We start from the raw sequence: 22,213 nt of genomic DNA, 5'->3' as shown, positions 1-22,213 counted from the left end.
CGCCGTACCACCCGATATCAGCAGCGGCACCGCCGGATCCGCGGCGCTCATCGCGCCACCACCACAGCCGTCACGCGGCACGGCATCAACTCGTGCCGCGTGGTCACGTGCTCGAACAGTTGCATGCCGAAAGGGTCGCGCTGGACGATGGGGCCGGGCATCGGCCGATCGGCCAGACCGATCGGCTCTTCGGCCAATTCACCCATCCGCGCAGATCACACTGGCCGAACGGCTCGTGGATCTAGCCGATCGGCCGATCCCATGGGATCTGTCCGCCGCGACGATGAGGGCATGCGACGACTCGAGAGCCTCGACGTCCTGCGCGGATTCGCGCTGTGCGGCATCCTGTTCGCGAACGCCCCGGGCATGCTGCACCTAAAACGCCTACAGCCCGACGGCAGCATCGACCCGGTGGCGACCGCGCTCGACTACATCGTGACCGATCGCTTCTTCCCGCTGTTCTCCCTCCTGTTCGGAATCAGCTTCGCGCTGCTGTGGCGGTCGGTGCGAACCCGAACCGCCGCACCGCGCCGCGCACTCGCACAACGCCTGCTCATGCTGCTGATCTTCGGCATCCTGCACCACCTGTTGCAGCCCGGCGAAGCGCTGCTGCCCTATGCCGTCTTCGGACTGATCTTCCTGCTGCCCGCCACCGCACTGCCCGAGCGCTGGGCACCGCTGGTCACGGCGGTCATCGGTGTGGCGGCCCTGCTGGGCGCATTGGTGGTCGAGAACAAGATGCTGCTGGTGCCAGGTCTGTTTCTGCTCGGGTTCGCGGTGGGTTCGACCACCCTGCCGCAGCGACTCGACGCCGAGCCCCGGTACGCATTGTGGTCCTTACCGGCGTTGATCCCGTTGACCGCGCTCGGGCTTTGGGTGCAAGATCGCCATCCGCAGGCTGCCCTGGCGGTCGGACTGGTGATGGCCGCGACCTATGCCTGCCTGATCCTTGCCGCCAGGAGTACACGACTTCGTGGTGCCTTGAGGGCGGTCTTCGCCCCACTCGGCCGAACCGCGTTGACCAACTACATCGCTGCCAGCGTGATCCTCGTCGGTAGCCGCCGCATCGCCGAGGCGCTCAGCACGACGCCCGGACTACCCCGTCCTGGCGCATGGGCCCAGACGATCCTGTTGTGCGTCTTGATCCTCGTCGTGCAATGCGCTGCATCCTCCTTGTGGCTGAACCATTTCGATCAGGGACCGCTCGAAAAGCTATGGCGCGCAGTCACTTACTGGCGGGTGCCGGTCAAAATAGCGGCTACTTCCAACAACAGGAGGGAGTCTCGATCGTGGCAATGCGTCGCCGCCACGAGTCGTGCAGGCAGGATGCTGTGGGACGGATTCGGCTGTGACACATACAGATCACGGTGGCTGGATCCGCTGATGGTTGCCGTGATCGCGATGGTGATCAGTGTGATCGGCGCAGGGGTGCCTTCATTCTGGTATGACGAGGCGTCGACGATCTCGGCGACCGATCGCTCGCTGCCGGACCTGGTGCGGATGCTGGTCAATTTCGATGCGGTGCACGGCTTGTACTACCTGGGGATGCACGAGTGGTTCGCGCTGTTCCCACGTACCGAGGCGTGGGCGCGGCTGCCCAGCAGCATCGCTATCGGTCTCGCTGCCGCAGGGGTGGTAGTCCTGACCAAGCTGCTATCGTCTCGGACCGCGGCGTTGAGCGCCGGGTTGCTGTTCGCGATCTTGCCGCGGGCGACCTGGGCTGGCGTAGAAGCCCGCTCGTACGCCCTGACCGCCGCAGCGGCAGTCTGGTTGACCGTCGTGTTGCTCGTCGCGGCCCGCCACCGCCTCGCTTCGATTTGGGTGTTGTATGCCGTGCTGCTGTATTTGTCGGTGCTCCTCAACATCTACCTGGTGTTGATGGTTACCGTGCACCTGGTCGTGCTCAGCGCCATGCGGCAACCTCGGCGTGTACTCGCCGCGTGGGCGGCGTCCACCGCGACCGCAGCGGTCGGGCTGATACCGTCAACCCAGTTCATCATTTCTCAAGCACGGCAGGTCGATTGGATCGCACCGTTGAGTCGGCACACCGTCGTCCAGGTTCTCATCCTTCAATACTTCGACCACGCGCTAGGGTTTGCGACAATTGCCGCAATCGTTCTCATCGCCGCCATTCTGCGGCGCCGACGGCGACCGCAGCAGAGCGTGAACAGCACTCCCGCCTCGATCAGGGGTCTGTCTCCCATCGCGGTGATGTCTCTGGCCTGGATAGCGATACCGACCGGGATCCTGCTCACTTATTCCGTTGCCGCACAACCGATCTACACCGAACGCTACCTGTGCTTCACCGCACCGGCCGCGGCAGTGGGTTTGGGCATCGCAATCCAGACCGTGACCAGCTCGCGTACCACCGTCGCGGTGCTGGTGGCCGTGTTCGCCCTCGCCGCGACGCCCAACTACATCCACCAACGCGGCAGTTACGCCAAGGCGCAGGACTACAGGCAGGTCGCTGACCTCATCCGCACCCACGCCGCACCCGGCGACTGCCTGCTCCTCGACGAAACCGCCGACCTGCAACCAGGTTCACCCAGCTATATCACCGCTGCCTACCCTACGGCTTTCGTCGGCCTGACCGATGTTGCCTTCCAAGCCTCCGCCGCTGCGGCCGCTCAACTGTCCCGCGTCGACGACGCACCACCCGAACAGCTCACCGTTCAGATCTCACGGTGCCGGGTGCTGTGGACCATCACGGCGCGTGACCTCACACTCCCCGCCAATGACCGCGGTGCTGCATTGCCACCGGGTCCCGCGTTCGGCCGAACCGGCGCCTATCGAGTACCCCACGCAATCGGCTTCCGCCTCGTGCAACGGTGGCAATTCACCAAGAGCCAAGTCATCCGGTCCATCCGATGACTCACGGTAACGAAGGATGTGCCACTCGGCGACTGGCGGACTAGTCCGCGTTCGATCGGTTCCGGGTGAGGCGGACCATGGGGAGGATGGTGACGGGGGTGTTGGTGGCGGTCTCGATTGTGGTGCGGAGGTTGTTCCATGCTCGGGGGTGGCGCTGGATGTAGTGGTCGAGGGCCAGGGCGGATTCGTTGTCGTTCATCTGGGTTGCGATTGCGGGGACGCTGCGTCGGATGCCTGTCGAGATTCGGACGGTGGGGTGGGCGGTGATGTTTCGGTACCACTGAGCGGTGGTGCCGAATCCGGAAACCACGATGTGCGAACTACGGGGGTGCTCAGAGCGGCGCCGCGGGCCACCATCGATCACGCAGTTCCGATCCGGACGATGCACCGGTGAGCTTCACGGTGCACGAGCTCCGCGTGCCGTCGAAACGTATTTCCATGGTGCCCAGCCGTGTTCCGTCCGCCACCGCCGGTGCGAGTCCCCACGTCGAGCGGCCGGTCCCGGACGGACGAGTCCATGCCTCCTCACCGTCGTCTCCGTCCTTGCGTTCCAGGCCAGCGAACGGCGATCGGTCGGCGTTGCACTGCACGACAAGCGCCAAGACCGGGTTGCCGTCGCCGATGCAAAACAGCTCGGGCTGGGGAACCGTGGCATCGGTGGATACGACATTTCCGTTCCCATCGGCCGCCTTGCAGCGGAGCCCTTGATACCCGACCGTCGACGGTGTGCTCGGCAACAGTTCGGGGAACGTGTCGACAATGAAACCGTAGTTGCCCCAGGCGGATCGCGTGGTGGGCGTCACCGACGGTGTCATCGACCCATGCGTGGGTCCGGACTCGCTCCCGGGTTGGCCGATGAGGGCGGCGACCGCGGCAACGGCTGACAGCAATGCACCCGCCGCGATGACGATCTGGCCGCGCCGACCGCGAAATGTGCGTGCCGCCGATGCGGGTGTGCGCAGAGCGGCAGTCGCGGCCTTCGCCAGTTCGCCGCAGCTCTGGTAGCGCTGGTTCGGATCCTTGGCCATTGCCCGCGCGACCACCGCGTCCAGCGCACCCGGTATCGCGGGATCGGTGCGGCTCGGGCGTGGTGGCGGCGCTGTGAGTTGTGCGTGCATGACCGCCGCGGGCGACTCGCGCGGGAAGGGCACGGTGCCGGTCAGCAAGTGGTAGAGCGTGCAGCCCAAGGCGTAAACGTCGGCACGGTGATCCAGTGCGTCACCGCGGATCTGCTCGGGTGCGGCATACGCCAAGGTCGCGCGGACCGAGTCGGCGGCAGTTATCTCCGCCGAATCGGCTGTTGGACGGGCGATTCCGAAGTCGGCGACCAGAGCGCGATCCGTTCCGTCGGGACGGTACTCGATAAGAATGTTGGCGGGCTTCACATCTCGATGCACCAATCCGACGCGATGTGCCTCATCGAGACCGTGGGCAGCTCCCGCCACGATGGTCACCGCCCGCTCCGGCGTCAACTTGTCGTGGCCGGTGCCCAGCAGCTCCGCGGCGTCCTGGCCGTCGACGAATTGCATGGCGATCCATAGCTTCTCACCGTCGGAACCATGGTCGTAGATCGCGACGATATTGGGATGGTCCAGGCGACCGGCCAATTCGGCCTCGCGGCGGAACCGCGCCTCGAGTGCCTCGTCGGCACCGAACGCGGGCGTCAAAATCTTCAGCGCATCTCGCCGTGGCAATCTCGGGTGCCGCGCGAGATACACGGTACCCATCCGGCCCACGCCGAGGACGCGTTCGATCCGATATCCTGCGACAACTTCCCCCGGGGCCAAGGTTCGCACCCGCACCACCCCTATCGGGTCTTCACCAGCAGCGCATACTGTGCGGCTGCCTGCTGCAGAACGGTTTTGGCGTCGTGTCCGCCGAGTTCCGCGACATACCGCCCATCCATCACCTGGCAGAAGACATCCTCGCCGACCCGATCCCGGAAGCACTTCGCATCGGGGACACCGGTCGGGCCGGGGACGATCTCCTCGTCCTTGGCGTTCTCCGCGGCCTGCAAATCGAAATACCGCCGTGCGCGGGTGGCGTCCTGCCAACGCGACAGCCATCGGCCGTCCACCACGGCCAGGCGTTCGACGGCGGGCCGACCGGTCGCGACGGGGTCCAGCGCGGTATTTCGCGTCTTGTGATCCGCGCCGCTCGGGCCGAATACGACACCTGTGACGAGATGACCGCGGCCGTACCCGGCGACCGTTCCCCAATCCATCGGAGTGACAGCGGGGTATGGCCACTTTCCGCGCTGGGAGGGCAAACTCCGGCGCAGCATGCCGTCTTGATCGAGGGCGAGAGCCCGCAGCTTGTCCGCCGGGGTGGGCGTGAACTTGTCCAGGAACGGCAATTCGGCGTCGAGGGCTGCTGTCGCGGTCGCGGTCAGCACCGTCAGATCGGTGGTCGGGCGGGTGATGAACAAGGCGACCACGAATGAGCCATGGGCCGCGGTCACCCCGAGTGTCGGTAGCTGAGGCCGCCAATGGCTGTGTGCACCGTCGTAATTCGGGATCGCGACCGGTTGATTGTCGGGGTTGACCGCGAAGTCGGCGGTGTCGATTTCCGCGGCGGCGTCGCGGGCTGAGGTGTCGTCCGGAAAGCGCAGCACCGTCAATCGCAGCGAGTTGGTCTTGCCGATGATCGGTTGATGGTCCGAACCGAGGCGATCGTACCCGCCGATGCTGTATCCAGCGATCATGCCGCGGCTCGCCAGCACCGGACGAGCCACGTCCGCGAGGATGCCGGTCGTATCGTTCGGCGTCGGTAGCACCGCGGATGCGGCACGTGAGAAGGACTTGTCCAGGTCGGACGGGTTGACGACGCCTTCACCCATCCGCGCGGATTCGATTATCCGACTATAAGATTCGTCATCGTCCGCGGGCTCGGCCAGTGGTTCGGCACCGAAGTCGCCGACGTCGAGACGTTGGAGGTCCGGAACCTCGGGCACAGCCGTGCCTGTTTTTCCGCAGCCCGAAATCAGACCGCAGATCAGCGCGATCGCCACCGAAAATGCTGCCATGCCTTTAAATTGGCGCATTCAGCCACCACTTTTCGTACAGAGTTTGCCCCGACCCGGTGCTACTGAAGGCTACGAGGCTGCAGAACGATCGGGCCGGGTCGTCGAAGACGACCTGCAGCACACCGTTTGTCCGCCCTTGATCGTCCGGGCCGTCACCCCAACTCACCCGGCCGGTCTGCGCGCCTCGGGTCCAGGTCTGCTCACCGGTTTTGGTCATCGGAATCGGGAGAACGGGAAACGGAAAATGGGCCGAATCGCAATTCAGTAGTAGATCCGACAGCGGGTTCCCATCGCCGTGGCAGGTCAACAAATCTCGGTTCGATCGTGCGGGCGTAGGTGTGGTTGTCGTGCTCGTTGGGGTCTTGGTACATCGGAGTCCGCGATACCCGGTGCCGGTCGGTGTCTGCGGCAACAGATCCACGAACGCCGCGACAATGTATCCGTAGCTGCCCCATGGTCCCGAGTCGTTGGTGGTCGAGGGCTGCGGGGCGGTCGTCGAGATGGGCACCCCATGCCCCGCGATGACCCGCGAGCCGACGGACCTCGAGCCGATCCCGAGAGCGACCGCAAGCACGAAAACGATTGCGGCCATGGCGATGGCGGGCCGGACCCAGCGGCGTGGGCGCGGATGCGGGTCGACCCGCTCCGGTTCCGGCAGGGGTTCGCCACGGAGTGCGGCGGCGGCCGCGGCGGCAAGGTCGCCACAGGTGGCATACCTGGCATCGGGATCCTTCGCCATGGCACGGGCGATGACGGCGTCCAGTTGCGGCGGCACGGCGGGGTTGGCGAGGCTCGGCCTGGGCGGCGGCTCGGTCAAATGCGCGTACATGATCGCGGCGGGTGTGGCACGGGGAAAGGGCTTGGACCCGGTGAGCAGGTGAAATAGCGTGCCGCCCAGGGCGTAGACGTCGGCGCGGCGATCGAGGGTTTCGGCACTGATCTGCTCCGGCGGCGCATACGCCAAGGTGGCGAGCACCTCGCCCGCGCCGGTCAGTTTCGCCAATTCGCCACCGGCGTGCGCGATTCCGAAATCGGTCACCAGCACACGCTCGGGCGCATCGGGTTTCGATGCCACCAGGATGTTGGCCGGTTTCACATCACGATGGAGGAGTCCTGCCGCGTGCGCGGCATCCAATCCCCGCGCGGCCTCTTCGACAATGTGCACGGCCCGCTCGACCGGCAGCTCTCGCGGTCCACGGCGGGCCAGTTCCTCGGCATCGACACCGGCGACGTACTGCATCGCGATCCACAGGCTGCCCTCGAAGACGCCGCGGTCGTAGACCGCGACCACATTGGGATGGCTGATCCGCGAAGCCAATTCGGCTTCGCGGAGAAAGCGAGCGCGAAACTCAGTGTCCGCGGTGTGGCCGTCGAGCAGTACCTTCAGCGCGACCTGACGGGACAGCCGCGGATGCTGAGCCAGATACACCGATCCCATACCGCCGGATCCGAGCTCACGAAGCACGCGGTAACCAGCGAATATCTCGCCAGCCCGCACCATTCGACCACCCCCGCAACTCTCGCCCCTCAGCCTCCTCGAGACGTTGTGGACGACAGATTACCGGCACCGGGCCACGATCGCCGTCCGATTTCGCCCGATCATCGGGGGTGAGCGATGGTCAGTTCGGTGGCTGCTGCCGGAGGCCAACTGCCGCAGGTCGATTACGCCGGGACGTCGAAAAGCATGCCGCCGGTCTCCCTGTCGATAACCGAAATGACCTGCGCCGTGTAGAAGAAGTCTATGGAAGAGTTTTCGATCTCGGGACTGATGTTGGTGGTGATATGTGCTGACGCGTCACCAATGTCGTAACCCCATGCGATGTTGTAGACGGTGAGGCTCGAGCCATCGTCGAGAACCACGGTGGATGGCGAACCATCCCGTTTCTGGAGCGTCTGCAAGACTTCCTGATCCCGGGCAGCTACATCACTCACGATGCCATCATCGCATTCCGCCCGGTGATATAGCTTGTGGCTCGAGCGAAGAGCTACCGTGGTGTGGTGATCGAGAGCCCAGGGGAGCGGTTGGGCCGGGCGGCGGCGGATCGTTTGGCGCAGTTGGGATGTTGCGAGATCGAGCCGGGGTTGTCCGAGGATGAGTTCGAACTGATCGAACGACAGTATGGGTTCGAGTTCGCCGATGATCATCGAGCCTTTCTGGCGGCCGGGCTGCCGGTACGTGACCTGGACGAGCACGTCGAGTGCGAGACATGGGGAAAGCCCTGGCCGGATTGGCGTGACGGAGATCCCGATGAACTTCGGAGGCATCTCGATTGGCCGATCGACGATGTTCTTCGTCGAGTTGAGCTTGGCGGGCTGTGGCTGTCCGGGTGGGGTGAGAAGCCGACCGATGCGGTGGCCGCCGTTGCTGCGGCACGGCGCTGGCTCCGGAATGTGCCCTCGCTCGTTCCGGTGTACGCGCACCGGTTCCTGCCGGAAGGACCTGGCAGCTTCGGTCATCCGGTGATGTCGGTGTGGCATCTGGGGGACATCATCTACTACGGCTCTGATCTCGACGATTGGGTGAGCAGGGAATTCGCCGCCCTCGAGGATGGCGATCGAACCGCGGAGGTGCGGAAACCCGTAGCGACCGTGCCATTTTGGCGCGACTATGTGACCTGATGAGCAAAGCTCACTATGGACGGTTCAGTTTCCACAGTCGGATCGTTTTGTCCCAGCTGCCGGATGCCAGCAAGGTACCGTCGGGGCTGAACGCCACAGACATCACGGCACTTGTATGGCCGCGCAGGGGTGAGCCTTGGAGCTGCCGGGTGCGCAGGTTCCATACGCGAATGGTGTTGTCGTGGCCCGCGCTGGCCAGCAGTGTTCCGTCCGGGTTGAACGCCACTGTCTCGATCACATCGGCATGCCCTTTGAGGGGGTCCCCATCGATCTGCCGGGTGCGCAGGTTCCACAGCCAGATCCCATTGTCCGCATTGGTCGCGGCAAGGCGAGAACCATCGGGGCTGAAGGCTATCGAGTTCAAGGGTTCCCAAGTGGACCGTCGGAGAAGGTCTTTGACGACGCCGTCGGTGAGGGGCGGACCATCCGCTTGCCGGGTGCGTAGGTTCCATAGTCGAATGGTGTTGTCGTAGCCCGCGCTGGCCAGCAGAGCACCGTCGGGGCTGAACGCCAGCGTCTCGATCATGTCGGTATGGCCGGTCAGTGGTTGGCCATCGGGTTGTCGGGCCGCTACATTCCACAGCCGAACGTTCTTGTCGAGTCCCGCGCTGGCCAGCAGAGTACCGTCGGGGCTGAAGGCTACCGATCGGATTTGGAACGTCGATCGGGTCGGGCCCGCGTCGACGACCAGGGGCTCACCGTCGGATTGGTGGGTGTGGGCGTTCCATAATTGGATCGAGTAGGTTTCGCTCCCGACCGCGAGTAGGTTGCCGTCGCGGCTGAACGCCACGGACCGGATTCTATTCGGATCCGTCGAGGGACCAGGGATCGGCGTGACTGCTTGCCGGGCGCCGACATCCCACCAAAGAGTCGATCCGTCCAGACCGCCGCTGGCCAGCAGGGTGCCGCTGGGGTGGAAGGCTACTGACGTAACCTCCCGGGAATGCCCGCTGAGAATTCCGGCCTCGCTCGCGGCGTTCGTAGTTGTGGTGGCCACCGCGTCCGGTGCGCGATTGTTGCTGTGCGATTCGAAGGCGAAGGCCGCACCCACTACGGCAGCGGCCATCGGGACGCTCGTCGCGCCGATCAGCAATCGGCGGCGGCCGAATCCCCGCGCCGGGTTGGTTGTCGCTCCTGTCGCAGGAGAGGCCGATAGCACAGTCGTTTCGGTAGAGGCCAGCACACGTGCTGCGGCAGCGGCGAACTCGGCGCAGTTGCGGTAGCGGTCCTCGGGGCTTTTGGCCAACGCGGTAGCGATCACATCGTCCAGTGCTGCCGGTAAGTCGAGCCGCATGACGCTGGGTGAGGGTGGAGGAGCAGTGAGGTGTGCGGCGATGACCGCGGCCTGATCGCTACGCGGGAAGGGCGTTTGGCCAGTGAGCAAATGATAGAAGGTACAACCGAGAGAATAGATGTCGGAGCGATGATCGCTACGCTTGTTCTGAAATCGTTCGGGCGCGGCGTAAGCGAATGTTGCCGCGATCGCCGAGAGGGTGAGGGTGTCGTCGAGAGTGCGGGCGATGCCGAAATCGGTGAGTAAGGCTCGCTCGCCGCGGGCCACGTCAGTTTCGACGAGTAGGTTCGCCGGTTTGACATCACGGTGCAGAATGCCTTGCCCGTGCGCGTAATCCAGTCCGTGCGCAGCGTCGGTGATCAGGCGCAAGGCCTGCTCGACCGGTAGCCCGTCTCGAGTATTCCGCAACAGCGTGCTGGCGTCGCCACCGGCCACGTACTGCATGCACAGCCACGGGATAGGATCGGCGGGTCCGCTGCGGTCATGGAGGGCAACGATATTGGGGTGTTCGAGCCGTGCCGCCAATGCGGCCTCGCGATCGAACGCGGCACGAGCCTTGGGGTCCGCAGCGACACCTTCACCGAGCACCTTCAGCGCGACAAGGCGTTCCAGTCGAGGATGTCGGGCAAGGTAGACGACGCCCATGCCGCCTGCGCCGAGCAGTCGTTCGATCGTGAATCCGGCGAACACCGGCCCCGTCTGCAAAGCCAACCCGGCTCCGTCCCTTCTCCCGATCCGTCCAGGAGGCCCGACCTCTGGTGATCATTGTTCCCTGGCGGCAAAGACAGTGTCGCACTGGAGGATCGTCACCACCCCTTGGAGGTGCGGTCCTTGGGGCCAGTGGACGAATCGGCAAAAAATCGTCAAGACAGGGCGGCGTCCACGCCATACGGTGACTGCGATTTTGGGGTAGTATGTTCGCCGCACCATCGCCGGTTACAACCCGTTCGGTCCTGCCGACGATGACAACCCCAAAGGCGGATGTGAATACAACGTCGAGCACGCGCGCTACGTCGACGTCGGAATCACCTTTGACGATGTCCAAATTGGTGAACCTGACGATGTCACAGCCTTCCGCGGCGACCGCGACCGCGAATATCGGCTCGACCCCAGCGAATTCGATGACGGCCGGTGGTATGACCTCGATCCCGATGGGCTCCCCGCCACCGACCCCCACCTTCCACGATTCATCCGCAAACTTGAGATCGTGCTGAAGCGGCAAACCCTGTGGTGAGCGTGCTCGTGGTGCTTCGCGGGAACTCCGGCTCGGGCAAGTCCACCGTCGCTCGCTCCGTGCAGCGGCGGTTTCCCCGGGCGAATTGCCTTGTGGTTCCGCAAGATACCGTCAGGCGGCACATGTTGCGCGAGCTCGATACCCCGGCGGCGGCAAACGTCGAACTGATCGAGCACATCGCTGTCTGGGGCCTGGATCGCGGACTGATCGTCATCGTGGAAGGCATCCTCGACGCTGACCGCTACGGCCACATGCTCGAGCGGCTCACCAACTCTGCGGCACGAGCGCTGCACTATGCATTCGATTTGTCCTTCGAGGAGACGCTTCGTCGACATGCCAGCCGACCTCAATCACGGGAGTTCACACCCGAGCAGATGGCGCAGTGGTACCACGGATGGCAGCCTTTATCGTTCGTCGAAGAGGTCCGCATCGACGCCAGCTATCGGCTCGAGGCCATCGTCAACCGGATCGAGTGCGACATCCGAGGCGCATGGAGACCGCATGCCCATCAGCGGCTGCGCCCGGAGTGACACAGCCGTCATCTCCACTATTCGGCACTCGATTGGTTCAGGGTGAGGCGGACCATGGGGAGAGTGGTGACGGGGTTGTTGGTGGCGGCTTCGATTGTGGTGCGGAGGTTGTTCCAGGCTCTGGGGTGGTGGTTGATGTAGTGGTCGAGGGCTTGGGCGGATTCGTTGTCGGTCATTGGTGTCGCGGTCGCGGGTACGCCGCGGTGGAGGCCTACTGAAATTCGGACGGCGGGGTGGGCGGTGATGTTTCGGTACCACTGAGCGTCGGTGCCGAATCCTGATACCACGATGTATTGGTCGGGTGCGGGGTGGTCGACTACCTCCAAGACGACAAAGCGGGGTTGGCCGGTGCGGCGGCCGGTGTGCTCGAGCATGAGCAGTCGCGTGCCGAACAGGAAGCCGAGTCCGTTGCGGTAGAGGGTGATTGGGGCTCGGACGACCCATCGGGTTCGCAGTGCTCGAGCGCCGATTCGCGAAGCGAAGCTGGTAGCAGCCATGGGGTGTTCTCCTTCGAGAGCGGTGTGGATGTCATTGGGCGCGTTCACGCACGACGTGCGCGATATCGATGCGTCGCACCAGGCGGGCCGTCGGGAGTTGGGAGGCGGCCGCGGCGGCCGATACCGCCAGCACCGCGAGGATGGGCGCGGCGATGCCGAGCGACAACCCGAAGGTGAACATGTCGCTGGTGAAGGTGCGGAGGAGGGTCCAGGCGGCGAGGTATCCGGCGGTCAGGCCGAATGGGACGGCCAGCAGTGTCGCGGTGAGGTTTTCGGCGGCGAGGGAGGCGGTCAGTCTGCGGACGGGGACGCCCGCGGCGCGGAGGGTGGCCAGTTCGGTGGTGCGTTCGGCGAGGTTGACCGTCATGGTCACGTAGATGACGGTGAAGGCGAGCAGGGTGCCGAAGATGAGCATGGCGGCGATGAATACCCAGAACAGGCCGAGGAATTGGTTCACCTGATGCTGGATGGCGCGGGTATCGCTGTAGGCGAGCACGCCGGGCAGGTCGGTTACCTTGGCGCGCACCGTGTCTCGATCGGCCGTGCTGGTGAAACGCAGCAGGCAGCCGTGTAGTCCGGTGCCGCCGAGGTCGGTCGCTTGGGAGGCGTAGGCGTAGGTGCCCAACGGCTCATCGAGCAGGCCCTGGAGTCGTTCGGATTTGGCAGCCCCGAGCGCCGGTGTGACCGTGAGGGTGTCGCCCACGGAGACATGGAGTTTCTTCGCCGCCGCCGCGCCGACCAGGATGCCGGTGTCGGGCAGCCGTGTGTCGGTTCCGTCGGGGCTCCGGAATCCGTGCATCGTGGTGTCCGGTACCAGTCCGGTCAGCGTGGTCGAATAGGAGCGCCCACCGGCGGCCAGCGTCACCGGCGTCAGCGCGACGGGCTCGACATCGGTAACCCCCGGGAACGAACGCAATTGCGCGGCAATCTCATTCGACGACATCGAGGTGATGACGGTGGCATCCTCGCGCTCGACCCGACCGAACTGGATGTTCAACGCCGAGCGCATGCTGGTGAGCATCCCGACCGACGCGAGGATCAGCACCAAGGCCAGCAGGGTTCCGGTCATGGTGGCGAGGGTCCGCCGCCGACCACGGGCCAACGACCGCAACGTCATTCGCGCGACGACCGGCAGCCGATGCCAGCGCGCGGTGACCCGGGCAAACCGACCGGTCGGTGATGGTCTGGTTCCGTCGCCACGCATGGCCGCCGCAGGCGCGATTCGTGCCGCCGCCAGCGCGGGGACAAGGCCCGCGACCGCCCCGGTGAGCAACCCGAGGACCACGGCGATCACGGCGGTCGACCATCGATGATCGACAACCGTATCGGGAATGCCGACCGCCCTGGTGTAGGCCGCGGTCACCGCCGAGGTGGCGACGAAGCCCGCGAGCACCCCGAATACCGTGCCCGCCACCACGATTCCCACCCCATACCGCACGTAGTGCCCGACCACCGTGCGACGGCGTGCCCCCATCGCCAGCATGGTCCCGATGATCGGACGTTCGGCCAGCACGAGCCTGGTGATCAGAACGTATTCCGCGACGGCCGCCGCGACCAGGAACAAGGCCGGAAACGCGACAGCGAGTTCGGAAAAGCCGCTGAGATCCTCGTGCAGCGCCGCATTGGACGGCTGCTCGGCCCGCGTTCCCACATCGATCGCGCCCGCCTCACGCAGCAGCCGCTCGACCTGATCACGCTCGGATCGCGTTGCCGTGGAGTTCATTTCGACCAGCGTCTGGTCGGTCCCTGCGGACCCGGTCAGCCGGGCGAGCTGATCCTGTGGCGCGAAGACGACCGCGAAGCCGTGCGGGTCGCCCAGCACCTCCTGACGGCTACGGGCGGGCCACAGGTACTCCGGTGACCACGCGATACCTGAGGCGCTGAGCACGTGCCAGGTCGTGCCGTCGAAGACCCGGAGCTCGCTGCCCGGACGCAGGTCGAAGGTCTGAGCGGCGTGATGTTCGACCATCACCTGATCGGGGTGGGCAGGGTCCGGGAGTCGGCCCGCCGCCACGCTGATCTCGTTCACCCCGTCGGGCCCGGGCGTCCCGATGACGCGGCCCAGCAGCTTCGTGCCCCCGATCGACATGGGCACATCGGCCTGCGTGCGCACGGAGACCCGCGCCACCCCGGGCGCATCGCGCACCGCGGCCGCCACCCGCGTGCCCTCGCCTCCCGACGCGGTGAAATCGGCGAAATGCAGTCGCGAATAGGTGCGCTGGTAGGAGCTTTCGAGATTGCGGAAGGAGTCGTAGCTGGCGACGAACAGCAGCACCCCGAGCAGTACCGCCACCGCGATGGCGGCCACCTGCGCCGATCGCCGCCGCAGATCACGCACGATCTTGCGGGTGAGCACCCGATGCGCGGCCATCGCCCTCACCACCGAATGGTCGAGGCGGCAACCGGATTCGTGTTCACCTCATCGGCGACCACCCGGCCGTCCCGCATCCGCACCACCCGATCGGCGATGCCCGCGGCGACCTCGTTGTGGGTGACCATGACGACCCCGCGCCCGGCGCGGCTGGTCCGCTGCAGCAGTTCGAGCACGCCGCGCCCGGTCGCCACGTCGAGCGCACCGGTCGGCTCGTCGGCCAGCAGCAGGTCCGGATCGGTGGCCAGGGCTCGCGCGATCGAAACCCGTTGCTGCTGACCGCCCGACAGCTGGGCGGGAAAGTGATCGGCACGGTCGGCGAGTCCGACCGACGACAGTGCCTCCGCCGCCCGGCGGCGGTCCCCCCGCCCGGTCAGTTCGACGATGACTTCGACGTTCTCCCGGGCGGTCAGGGTGGGGATCAGATTGAAGAACTGGAAGACGAAACCGATGTGGTCCCGCCGGAATTCGCCGAGCGTTGCGGGAGCGCGCCCCGAGATATCCTGTCCCGCAACCGTGATCGAGCCGCTGTCCGCGGCCTCGATGCCGCCGATCACATTGAGCAGTGAGGTCTTCCCCGAGCCGCTGGCTCCGAGGACGGCCACCAACTCACCGGGCTGGATATCGAGCTCGACCTCGGTCAGCGCGTGCACGGCGGCTTCGCCGTTGCCGTAGGTCTTGTTCACCCCGTGCAGGGTGATCCCGCCCCGTCGCCGGGTATCAGTCGCCGGGTCCGCCTGTACCTGCTTGCTCATCGGATTTCCCCTCGCTCGTTCGAGTTTCGTTCAGCCCCGCTACGCGCAGCAGCGGCCCCGTCACATCCACCGCCCCCAGGCTCGGGTCGATCAGCCGGTGCAGAATCAGCCCGTCCAGCAATGCCGCCACCACCGTGGCCGTGGCCTCGGGATCCGGCACCGAGCCGGTGCCGCGAAACCACCGAGCCATCGCGGCCCGGGCGTCGGCGGCCAATCGCCCGAGTTCGACGCGAAGCCGCTCGTGGCGGGTGGCGGCGAGCATCATCTCGGTCATCGCGACCGTCATCGGATCCGCGGTGGTGTAGGTGGCGATCGCGGCCAGCATGGCGCGCATCGCGTCCGGCCCGGGCGAGGCCAGGACACCGGCCATCGCCGATTCGTACTCGCGTCGCGCCGCCTGCACCGAGGCGTCGATCAAAAGGTCTGTCACCGAGGGGAAGTGGTAGTGCACCAGTCCCGGGGCGACACCCGCGCGGTCGGCCACCAATCGTGTGGTCACCGCGCCCCAGCCGTGCTCGGCGAGGAGTTCGACCACCGCGGTCATCAGGCGCGCGCGGGTCTCGTGACCTTGCTCGGCCGCGGTGGCCACACCCCACCTCCAATCCTGGGCAGTCGCCTTGGGCGTATGCCCAAGCATGCGCCAGAAAAGTGCATAATGCAATAGTTGTCTAGTGCGTATGTAGAAGGAGAATCGCGCTGCGGCGAGCCGAAGAGGTGCAGAATGCAACTATTGCCTTGAGAATCTTTCCGGTAGCCTCCAATGCTGTGATGAGCCTGACCGGCGACTGCCTGTTCTACACCGCGATCGCCGTGGCGGTCGGGGCGGTCATCGCGACCTTGGCGGGGTGGAATGCGGTACGGGGGCCACGGCCGGTGCGCTGGTTGGCGCGGCTGCTGATGATCGGCCTGTGTCAAACAACCGCCTTCGCGGCGGTGGGCCTGTGGGTCAACGACGATTTCGCGCTCTACAGCTCGTGGAACGATCTGCTCGGTGAGCAATCCGCCGACATTCCGGCGGGACCGGGTGCCGGTGCCGCCGATTTCCACGATCTCGGTGACCGGGTTATGGAGGCCGACTATCGAGGCCCGCTGTCGCATCTGCGCGGGCGCGTATTGGTCTGGACGCCACCGCAATACGATCAGCCCGAGTATCGGGATTACCGCTTTCCGGTGATCATGCTGCTGCACGGCGTCCCGGGCACGCCCCGGGCCTGGATCAAGGGCGGCCACGCGACCACCGAACTCGCCGACATGATGGCCAAAGGTGAACTGGCTCCGGCGATTCTGGTCATGCCCCGCATCGATCCCGCCGGAAACACCGACTGCGCCAATATCCCCCGGGGCCCGCAGACCGCGACCTGGCTGGCCCAGGATGTCCGCAATCTCGTCACAACCCATTTCCGGACACTCACCCAGCCCACGGGTTGGGCGATGGCCGGGGATTCGACCGGCGGCTACTGTGCCATCTCGCTGCCGTTGCAATACCCGTCTGGCTTTGCCACCGGTCTCGGCTTCAGCCCCGACGACTTCCACGGCGATCCGGACGTAGTGCCCAGCCGCACACTGCGACGCTTGAACGACCCGATTCGCTTGGCGGGCACCGGACCTCGCGTGGCGCTGCTGGTCGCGACGAGCCGCCGCGACCCCTTCAGCACCGTCGCCAACGCACAGGCGCTGGCCGCGGCCGCGAAAGCGCCCACGCGGGTCGCGCCCGCATTGATCGCCGACGACGGCGGCCACAACTGGGGCACCTGGCGCGCGATGTACCCGAAAGCCTTCGGCTGGCTCGACAGTCAGCTCAGCCGACCTCGAAAAGATTCGGCCCCAACAGCTTTGGCGGGGGCCCAGCCCGGCTCGGTCTCGTCGCCGAATTGTCAGCCAGCGGTTCAGTGCGCGATCACGCACTGAATGCGCTCTGGGGATCGGCGGGATGCAGGACCGAGAGCAGCCGCTCGTAGTTCACCCAGCCGATGACGGCCGTGTGGTCCGGGTCGATCACCGGGAGACCGGTGCCGCCGTGACCGTCGAGGGCGGTGACCACGTCGTGGAAGCCGGTGTCGGCGGTCACCGGCGGCAGCCTGCGGATCAGAGTGGACACGGTGGCCGGTGGGTCGGGCGTGTCGAGAGATTCGGCGACATCGCGGGCGGACACGCAGCCGCGATAGCGGCCGCCGTCGTCGACCACCGGGAGGATTCCGCCCGGGGTTCGTTCGAGCGCTTTGGCTGCCGAGGCGAGGTTCGTGTTCTCCCAGAGCGATTCGGAGATGGGCTGTGCTACGTCGGCGGCGGTCACCGCGGCGAAGGGGTGGCGTGGGCGTTCGATGTCGATGCCGCGGCGCAGGAGTTTGCGGGTGTAGATCGTGTCGGTCGACAGGAGCTTGGAGACTCCGGTCGCCACGGCGACGGCGGCCATGAGGGGCAGGATGATGCTGTATTCGCCGGTGAGCTCGAACAGGATGATCACCGCGGTGATAGGTGCGCGGGTGGAGCCGCCGAGGGCGGCGGCCATCCCGACCAAGCCGTACGCGCCGGGGGATTCGGTTGCGGCGGGCAGGATTTGGTGCACGATCTCGCCGAAGGCCGTCCCGGCCATCGCGCCGATGAACAGGGTGGGCGCGAAGACGCCGCCGGAGCCGCCGATGCCGATGGTGAGGCTGGTGGCCACCATCTTCCCGATGAGCAGCAGCACCAGCATGCCGAGCAGGTACTTGCCTTCGACCGCGTTCTCCAGCACCGGATATCCGACGCCGTACATCTGCGGCAGCGCGATGAGCAGCCCGCCGAGCAGCAGGCCACCGACGGCGGGCCTGGCCCATTCGGGTCCGCGCCATGCCCAGTCGCAGAGGTCTTCGATCAGGTAGAGCACCTTGGAAAAGCACACGCCGATGATTCCGACCACCAGGCCCAGCAGCAGATACAGCGGGTATTCGATCGGGTTGCGGACCGCGAAGACCGGCAGGCTCAGAAACGCGGTGTCGCCGAGGATGGCTCGGCCGATCACGCTGGCGGTGACGCTGGAAAGCACTACCGCGCCGAAGGATTCGGCGGCGAAGTTGCGCAGGATGAGTTCCATGGCGAAAAACGGCCCGGCCAGCGGGGCGTTGAACGTGGCGGCGATGCCACCCGCCGCGCCGCAGGCGACCAGCAAGCGCACGCGTGGCGTGTCGAGCCGAATCAGTTGCGCGAGGGTCGATCCCGTGGCCGAACCGATCTGCACGATCGGTCCTTCCCGGCCCACCGAGCCGCCGCCGATGCACAGCGCCGAGGCCAGCGCCTTGAGCACGACCACCTGCGGCGCGATGCGGCCGCCGCGTTCGGAGACCGCGTACATCACCTCGGGCACGCCGTGGCCGCGGGCTTCGGGTGCGAACCGGTAGATGATCGGACCGTAGATGGCACCGGCCACGACGGGGGCCAGTAGTAGGAACCAGAAGCCCAATGCGGGCCACTGCGCGGAAGCGATCCGGCCGAGTCCGGAGTAGTCGTCGTACCCGGTGAACAGCGTGTCGCCCCGGTGATCAGGTAGCGGAAGCCCACCGCCGCGAGACCGGTGGCAGCGCCGACGGCGACCGCGAGCACGAGAGTTCCGGACGAACTCTCCCGCAGCCAGCCGAAAAATGACCTGCGTGAACCTAGCGAGATCCGGAGCCGATTCTGCCCGGCTCCGTCGAGCACCAACATGATTGCAGTATGCAATAGTTGCCGTGCGCACAAAAATTGGCTGTGTGAACAGATCTGCGTGCGGATCGAACCCGTGCATCGGTGGATCAGACGAGCATCGGAGCCAATGGCTCGATGACCGGCTCGATCCGGTCCGGATCCGGGTCTGTGTCGCTGGATTTGCGGCGGTGTGCCCATTGCAGCAATCCGAGGCCGATCAGGCCGAGCACGGCGGTGCCGATTCCGATCTTCCAGCCCGGTGGCCGCCAGGACACGATCAGTTCGCCGTTCTCGGTACCGGGTGGAATGTCCACGGCGACAAAGGTTCCGGCGATGGTGTGGAAGCCGATGTCGCGGCCGTCGAGTGAAACTCGATAGCCGGGCCAGGCGAGGCGGGCGAACACGATCTGCCCGCCCTGCGCCGAGGAGACGCTCAGGTGGCTGTTCATGCTGTCACGACCGATCGGACTGGTCGTCACGTCCCGGAGGTCGGCGACGTACCCGTCGCGGGTCGAGATCGGGCCGTCCTCGCGTTCGAGCACCCAGATGTAGCGCTCGTGGCCGGGGTAGTCGACCCACTTCCAGCCCGGTGGGGCGGGGTGTTCGCCCGCGTCCGGGTACTGGGCGCGTTGCAGCACAACGCGATCCACCTTCATCAGATCGACATAGGTTCGCCCCGTGGTGGGTTCGACCGAGAAGGCCGCGCCGAACGCGGCCGGGCAGGTGCTGCCGTCCCAGCCCATGCACAGCAGTTTGCTGAATTTGCGGTACCCGATCGGGGTGTAGGCGTTCACGTAGTTCAGGCGCATGTTCTTGGCATAGTTGCCGAATGCCAGCGAACCCCACGCGCCGGTGATCGACTGCTCGGCGGGCGACACCAGGGCGCGGTCGGCGAGTTGCAGTGTGACACCGTCGAAATGCGGGAAGGCAGCGGTCATCGCCGAGCGACGTTCCGGGAAGTGATACGACATCGGCGTGGGGGACTGGACGCGGACCTGGTCGTAGGCGATGGGGAACATGGCCACGATCGCCAGCGCACATGCCGCGGCGACGCCGCGCGTACGGATCAGCCACACCAGCGCGCCGGTGAGTGTCGCCACCACCGCCGTGGCGACCAGATGTCGGATCACCAGATGTGGTGCGGCACAGAAGGATCGGATGAACAGCAGGCCGATCAGCACCGCCGCGGCGACACTTCGTCGCCGCCAGTCCGCGAAACTGCCGTAGCGAGAAAGCCATACGCACACCAGCACCAGCAGTCCCACGGCCAGCATCGGCAGCACGCGCGCGGGCCAGCGCAGCGGACCGATGCGCCCGGGCCCGGCCGTCCACATCAGAAACCCCAGCGCGAACAACACCATCCCGGTGTGTTCGCGCCAGGCTTGCCGGACCGTGTCCCAATCGATGAAGGCCAACAGGGGGATCAGAAACCAGGCGATGTAGACCATGGGCAGCGGTTGCACATATCCCCACCAGCCGGTGAACGCCGGAACCGTGCTGGGCAGGCTGGCATTCAGCGATTCCGACCAGCCGACATTGAGGAAATCCTCGTTGAGAATCCGCTCGTTGCCGCGCCAGGTCACCGGTGAGGACAGCATTCCGGGTAGGTAGGTCTCCAGCCCGGCCAGCCCGGCACACGCGGCGACGGCCAGCAGCCGCAGCGACGGACGCCAGGCCCGCTGGTAGACCACCTCGCCGACGGTGACGGCGAGGATCATCAGCGCGGCTTCGACCGCGGGAAAGACGTACTGGACCGAGATCGCCAGGTACAGGAACACGAATACCGGGATCGGCCCGTTGTACCAACGCCGCCCCTCACGCGGCGTTCGGACATAGCGGATCGCGGAGGCCCACGCGTGCAGCATCCACGCGGTGCCGGTGAGCGAGGTCGCCCAGCTGGCCTCGTCGAAGAACAGAAACCAGCCCGACAGCGGAAAAGCGATGGCGGCCACGGTCGCCCACGACGGGCGCGCCCCGTAGGCCAGGCAGACCCGGAACACGCCCAGCGCGGCGATGATCGAGAAGATGAGCTTCACGATCGTCACGTACAGCGCCAGATTGTCGAATTCCGGTGCGAACCAGTCGACCAGCATCTGCGCCGGGTTGTAGAGGCCCGCCTCCTCCATGGCGTAGTTGCCCGACATCCACTCCCATGGCACGAGGGCCGGGAAGCGGCCCTCGTGCAGGTGCCGTCCCAGCATGACCCACATCGGCCCGTACTGGGATTCGGTGTCATCGGTATAGAAGTGGCGCGGATTCGCCAACAACACTGACGCGTACCCCGCGACCACGCCGACGACGGTGACAAATCCCCACCGGCACAGGCCCATTCGAGCTTCGAACGCCGCACGAACTCCCACGAGCCGGAGACCCTACCCGATCAAAGCATTATGCAACAGTTTCTGTGTGCGTGAGTTGAAAATCGGCCATCGATCTGCGGTGCGGTTGCGCGAAATCGGGGCCGACACGGCAGGATGGAGGGAGTATGTGAATGTCCGGTTGGCGGAGGTGGTCGCAATGGCGAAGGACGTGTTGGTCGGCGAGTCCGCCGACGAGATCACCGATGCGCTGTTGGCTGCCTCCCGTTTGCTGGTCGCCCTCTCCGCGCGTTCGATCGCGCTGGTCGACGAGTCCATCACCATTCCGCAGTTCCGCACCCTGGTGATCCTGTCCACGCGCGGACCGTCGAAGGTCGTCACACTCTCGAACGCGCTGAACGTCCAACCGTCCACGGCGGCACGGATGGTCGACCGTCTGGTTGCTGCCGGTCTGGTGAACCGCAAACCGAATCCGGACTCTCGGCGTGAACTGATCATCGAACTGACCACACTCGGCCACCGAGTGGTCGATCAGGTGACCGACCATCGGCGGCGCGAAATCGCCGCCGTGGTCGAGCGGATGCCGGAGCAGGATCGCTCCGGCCTCGTGCGCGCGCTCACCGCGTTCACCGCCGCGGGCGGCGAACCCCATCGTGACCTGGATGTCGACAGCTATCAGCTCTGACCGAACCGCAATCCGCGTCACCCCCGGGGAACCGGGTGTCGGGTGGACGGCGACGCGGGGTGGAGTCGGCATCGTAGGCAGATCGGCGCAGGTCCGCGCCGCAAATCCGTCATCCACTGCGAGCAGCGTCGGCAGCGCGTGGCGACCGGCGGATTCAGGAAGCCGATCACGCCAATGGTGAGCATGGCGAAGGCGGTGGCCAAGTAGAGCGCGGCCAAGGTGAAGGCAATGATGTCCAGCGTCATGGGCTCTCGGCTCCTCGGTAGCGAATTCATCTGTCCGCCCGAGCCCTTGGTGCGGTCGGCGTGCCGGTCGCCACACCCCTGAGGCGTGTTCCGAGAGTAGCAAAAGCAT

The 22,213-nt window shown here is 65.9% G+C and carries 19 protein-coding genes; 5 read left to right on the top strand and 14 right to left on the bottom strand.

The window, feature by feature from the left end:
- Positions 1 to 47 precede the first annotated feature (47 nt).
- Positions 48 to 206 (bottom strand): hypothetical protein, encoded by a 159-nt coding sequence (locus tag VMT40_RS25520; protein WP_326361317.1) that lies wholly within the window; start codon positions 204 to 206, stop codon positions 48 to 50.
- Between the two features lie 85 nt (positions 207 to 291).
- Between VMT40_RS25520 and VMT40_RS25515 the strand changes: the two genes are divergently transcribed.
- A complete protein-coding gene (locus tag VMT40_RS25515; RefSeq protein ID WP_326361315.1) occupies positions 292 to 2,871 on the top strand; it encodes a DUF418 domain-containing protein in 2,580 nt (859 codons plus the stop codon).
- 40 nt (positions 2,872 to 2,911) lie between these two features.
- Here the strand turns inward: VMT40_RS25515 and VMT40_RS25510 are convergent, their stop codons facing one another.
- From VMT40_RS25510 to VMT40_RS25490, 5 genes are all read right to left on the bottom strand, one after another.
- Positions 2,912 to 3,235 carry a nitroreductase family deazaflavin-dependent oxidoreductase gene (locus tag VMT40_RS25510; RefSeq protein WP_326361314.1) on the bottom strand — a complete coding sequence of 108 codons (324 nt, stop codon included), beginning with the start codon at positions 3,233 to 3,235 and terminating at the stop codon, positions 2,912 to 2,914.
- Positions 3,204 to 4,667, bottom strand: coding sequence for a serine/threonine-protein kinase (locus VMT40_RS25505; protein WP_326361312.1), 1,464 nt, complete (start codon positions 4,665 to 4,667; stop codon positions 3,204 to 3,206). Before VMT40_RS25505 ends, VMT40_RS25510 begins: the two co-directional genes overlap by 32 nt.
- Positions 4,668 to 4,678: 11 nt before the next feature.
- Positions 4,679 to 5,896, bottom strand: a complete 1,218-nt coding sequence (locus VMT40_RS25500; RefSeq protein WP_326361311.1) for a DUF7373 family lipoprotein — start codon at positions 5,894 to 5,896, stop codon at positions 4,679 to 4,681.
- A 4-nt stretch (positions 5,897 to 5,900) separates the two neighbouring features.
- Positions 5,901 to 7,427 (bottom strand): serine/threonine-protein kinase, encoded by a 1,527-nt coding sequence (locus VMT40_RS25495; protein WP_442790060.1) that lies wholly within the window; start codon positions 7,425 to 7,427, stop codon positions 5,901 to 5,903.
- Between the two features lie 131 nt (positions 7,428 to 7,558).
- Positions 7,559 to 7,828: a hypothetical protein gene (locus tag VMT40_RS25490; protein WP_326361309.1), complete on the bottom strand. Its 270-nt coding sequence runs from the start codon at positions 7,826 to 7,828 to the stop codon at positions 7,559 to 7,561.
- 63 nt (positions 7,829 to 7,891) lie between these two features.
- Here VMT40_RS25490 and VMT40_RS25485 point away from each other — a divergent pair, with 63 nt between their 5' ends.
- Complete coding sequence (locus VMT40_RS25485; RefSeq protein WP_326361308.1) at positions 7,892 to 8,515, top strand: hypothetical protein; 624 nt, start codon at positions 7,892 to 7,894, stop codon at positions 8,513 to 8,515.
- 13 nt (positions 8,516 to 8,528) lie between these two features.
- Here VMT40_RS25485 and VMT40_RS25480 read toward each other — a convergent pair whose 3' ends face one another.
- Positions 8,529 to 10,520, bottom strand: coding sequence for a WD40 repeat domain-containing serine/threonine protein kinase (locus VMT40_RS25480; protein WP_326361307.1), 1,992 nt, complete (start codon positions 10,518 to 10,520; stop codon positions 8,529 to 8,531).
- A 516-nt stretch (positions 10,521 to 11,036) separates the two neighbouring features.
- Between VMT40_RS25480 and VMT40_RS25475 the strand changes: the two genes are divergently transcribed.
- Positions 11,037 to 11,573: an AAA family ATPase gene (locus VMT40_RS25475; protein ID WP_326361306.1), complete on the top strand. Its 537-nt coding sequence runs from the start codon at positions 11,037 to 11,039 to the stop codon at positions 11,571 to 11,573.
- Between the two features lie 17 nt (positions 11,574 to 11,590).
- Here VMT40_RS25475 and VMT40_RS25470 read toward each other — a convergent pair whose 3' ends face one another.
- Genes VMT40_RS25470 through VMT40_RS25455 form a run of 4 tightly spaced genes read right to left on the bottom strand, consistent with a single transcriptional unit; the run spans position 11,591 to position 15,785 of the window.
- On the bottom strand, positions 11,591 to 12,070 hold the full coding sequence (locus VMT40_RS25470; RefSeq protein WP_326361305.1) for a nitroreductase family deazaflavin-dependent oxidoreductase: 480 nt from the start codon (positions 12,068 to 12,070) through the stop codon (positions 11,591 to 11,593).
- A gap of 31 nt (positions 12,071 to 12,101) precedes the next feature.
- Positions 12,102 to 14,441 (bottom strand): FtsX-like permease family protein, encoded by a 2,340-nt coding sequence (locus VMT40_RS25465; RefSeq protein ID WP_326361303.1) that lies wholly within the window; start codon positions 14,439 to 14,441, stop codon positions 12,102 to 12,104.
- A gap of 5 nt (positions 14,442 to 14,446) precedes the next feature.
- On the bottom strand, positions 14,447 to 15,196 hold the full coding sequence (locus tag VMT40_RS25460; RefSeq protein WP_326361302.1) for an ABC transporter ATP-binding protein: 750 nt from the start codon (positions 15,194 to 15,196) through the stop codon (positions 14,447 to 14,449).
- The gene (locus VMT40_RS25455; RefSeq protein WP_326361301.1) at positions 15,162 to 15,785 is read right to left on the bottom strand and encodes a TetR/AcrR family transcriptional regulator; all 624 of its coding nucleotides are present in this window, start codon (positions 15,783 to 15,785) and stop codon (positions 15,162 to 15,164) included. Before VMT40_RS25455 ends, VMT40_RS25460 begins: the two co-directional genes overlap by 35 nt.
- Positions 15,786 to 15,964: 179 nt before the next feature.
- Between VMT40_RS25455 and VMT40_RS25450 the strand changes: the two genes are divergently transcribed.
- Positions 15,965 to 17,104, top strand: coding sequence for an alpha/beta hydrolase (locus tag VMT40_RS25450; protein ID WP_326361300.1), 1,140 nt, complete (start codon positions 15,965 to 15,967; stop codon positions 17,102 to 17,104).
- Here the strand turns inward: VMT40_RS25450 and VMT40_RS25445 are convergent.
- Both VMT40_RS25445 and VMT40_RS25440 read right to left on the bottom strand, forming a co-directional pair.
- Positions 17,094 to 18,602, bottom strand: coding sequence for a chloride channel protein (locus tag VMT40_RS25445; RefSeq protein ID WP_326361299.1), 1,509 nt, complete (start codon positions 18,600 to 18,602; stop codon positions 17,094 to 17,096). The genes VMT40_RS25450 and VMT40_RS25445 overlap by 11 nt on opposite strands.
- A 361-nt stretch (positions 18,603 to 18,963) precedes the next feature.
- Positions 18,964 to 21,186, bottom strand: coding sequence for a hypothetical protein (locus VMT40_RS25440; RefSeq protein WP_326361749.1), 2,223 nt, complete (start codon positions 21,184 to 21,186; stop codon positions 18,964 to 18,966).
- Positions 21,187 to 21,373: 187 nt separating this feature from the next.
- Here VMT40_RS25440 and VMT40_RS25435 point away from each other — a divergent pair, with 187 nt between their 5' ends.
- A complete protein-coding gene (locus VMT40_RS25435; RefSeq protein WP_326361298.1) occupies positions 21,374 to 21,859 on the top strand; it encodes a MarR family winged helix-turn-helix transcriptional regulator in 486 nt (161 codons plus the stop codon).
- Positions 21,860 to 21,876: 17 nt separating this feature from the next.
- Here the strand turns inward: VMT40_RS25435 and VMT40_RS25430 are convergent, their stop codons facing one another.
- Entirely contained in the window at positions 21,877 to 22,104 is a 228-nt protein-coding gene (locus VMT40_RS25430; RefSeq protein ID WP_326361297.1) for a hypothetical protein, read from the bottom strand.
- Positions 22,105 to 22,213: the final 109 nt, after the last annotated feature.

It is taken from the genome of Nocardia sp. CDC160 (genome assembly GCF_035818795.1).
Taxonomy (GTDB): Bacteria; Actinomycetota; Actinomycetes; order Mycobacteriales; family Mycobacteriaceae; genus Nocardia.
The sequence above is the reverse complement of the archived record's forward strand: the minus strand, read 5'-3'. Positions and strand labels throughout refer to the sequence as shown.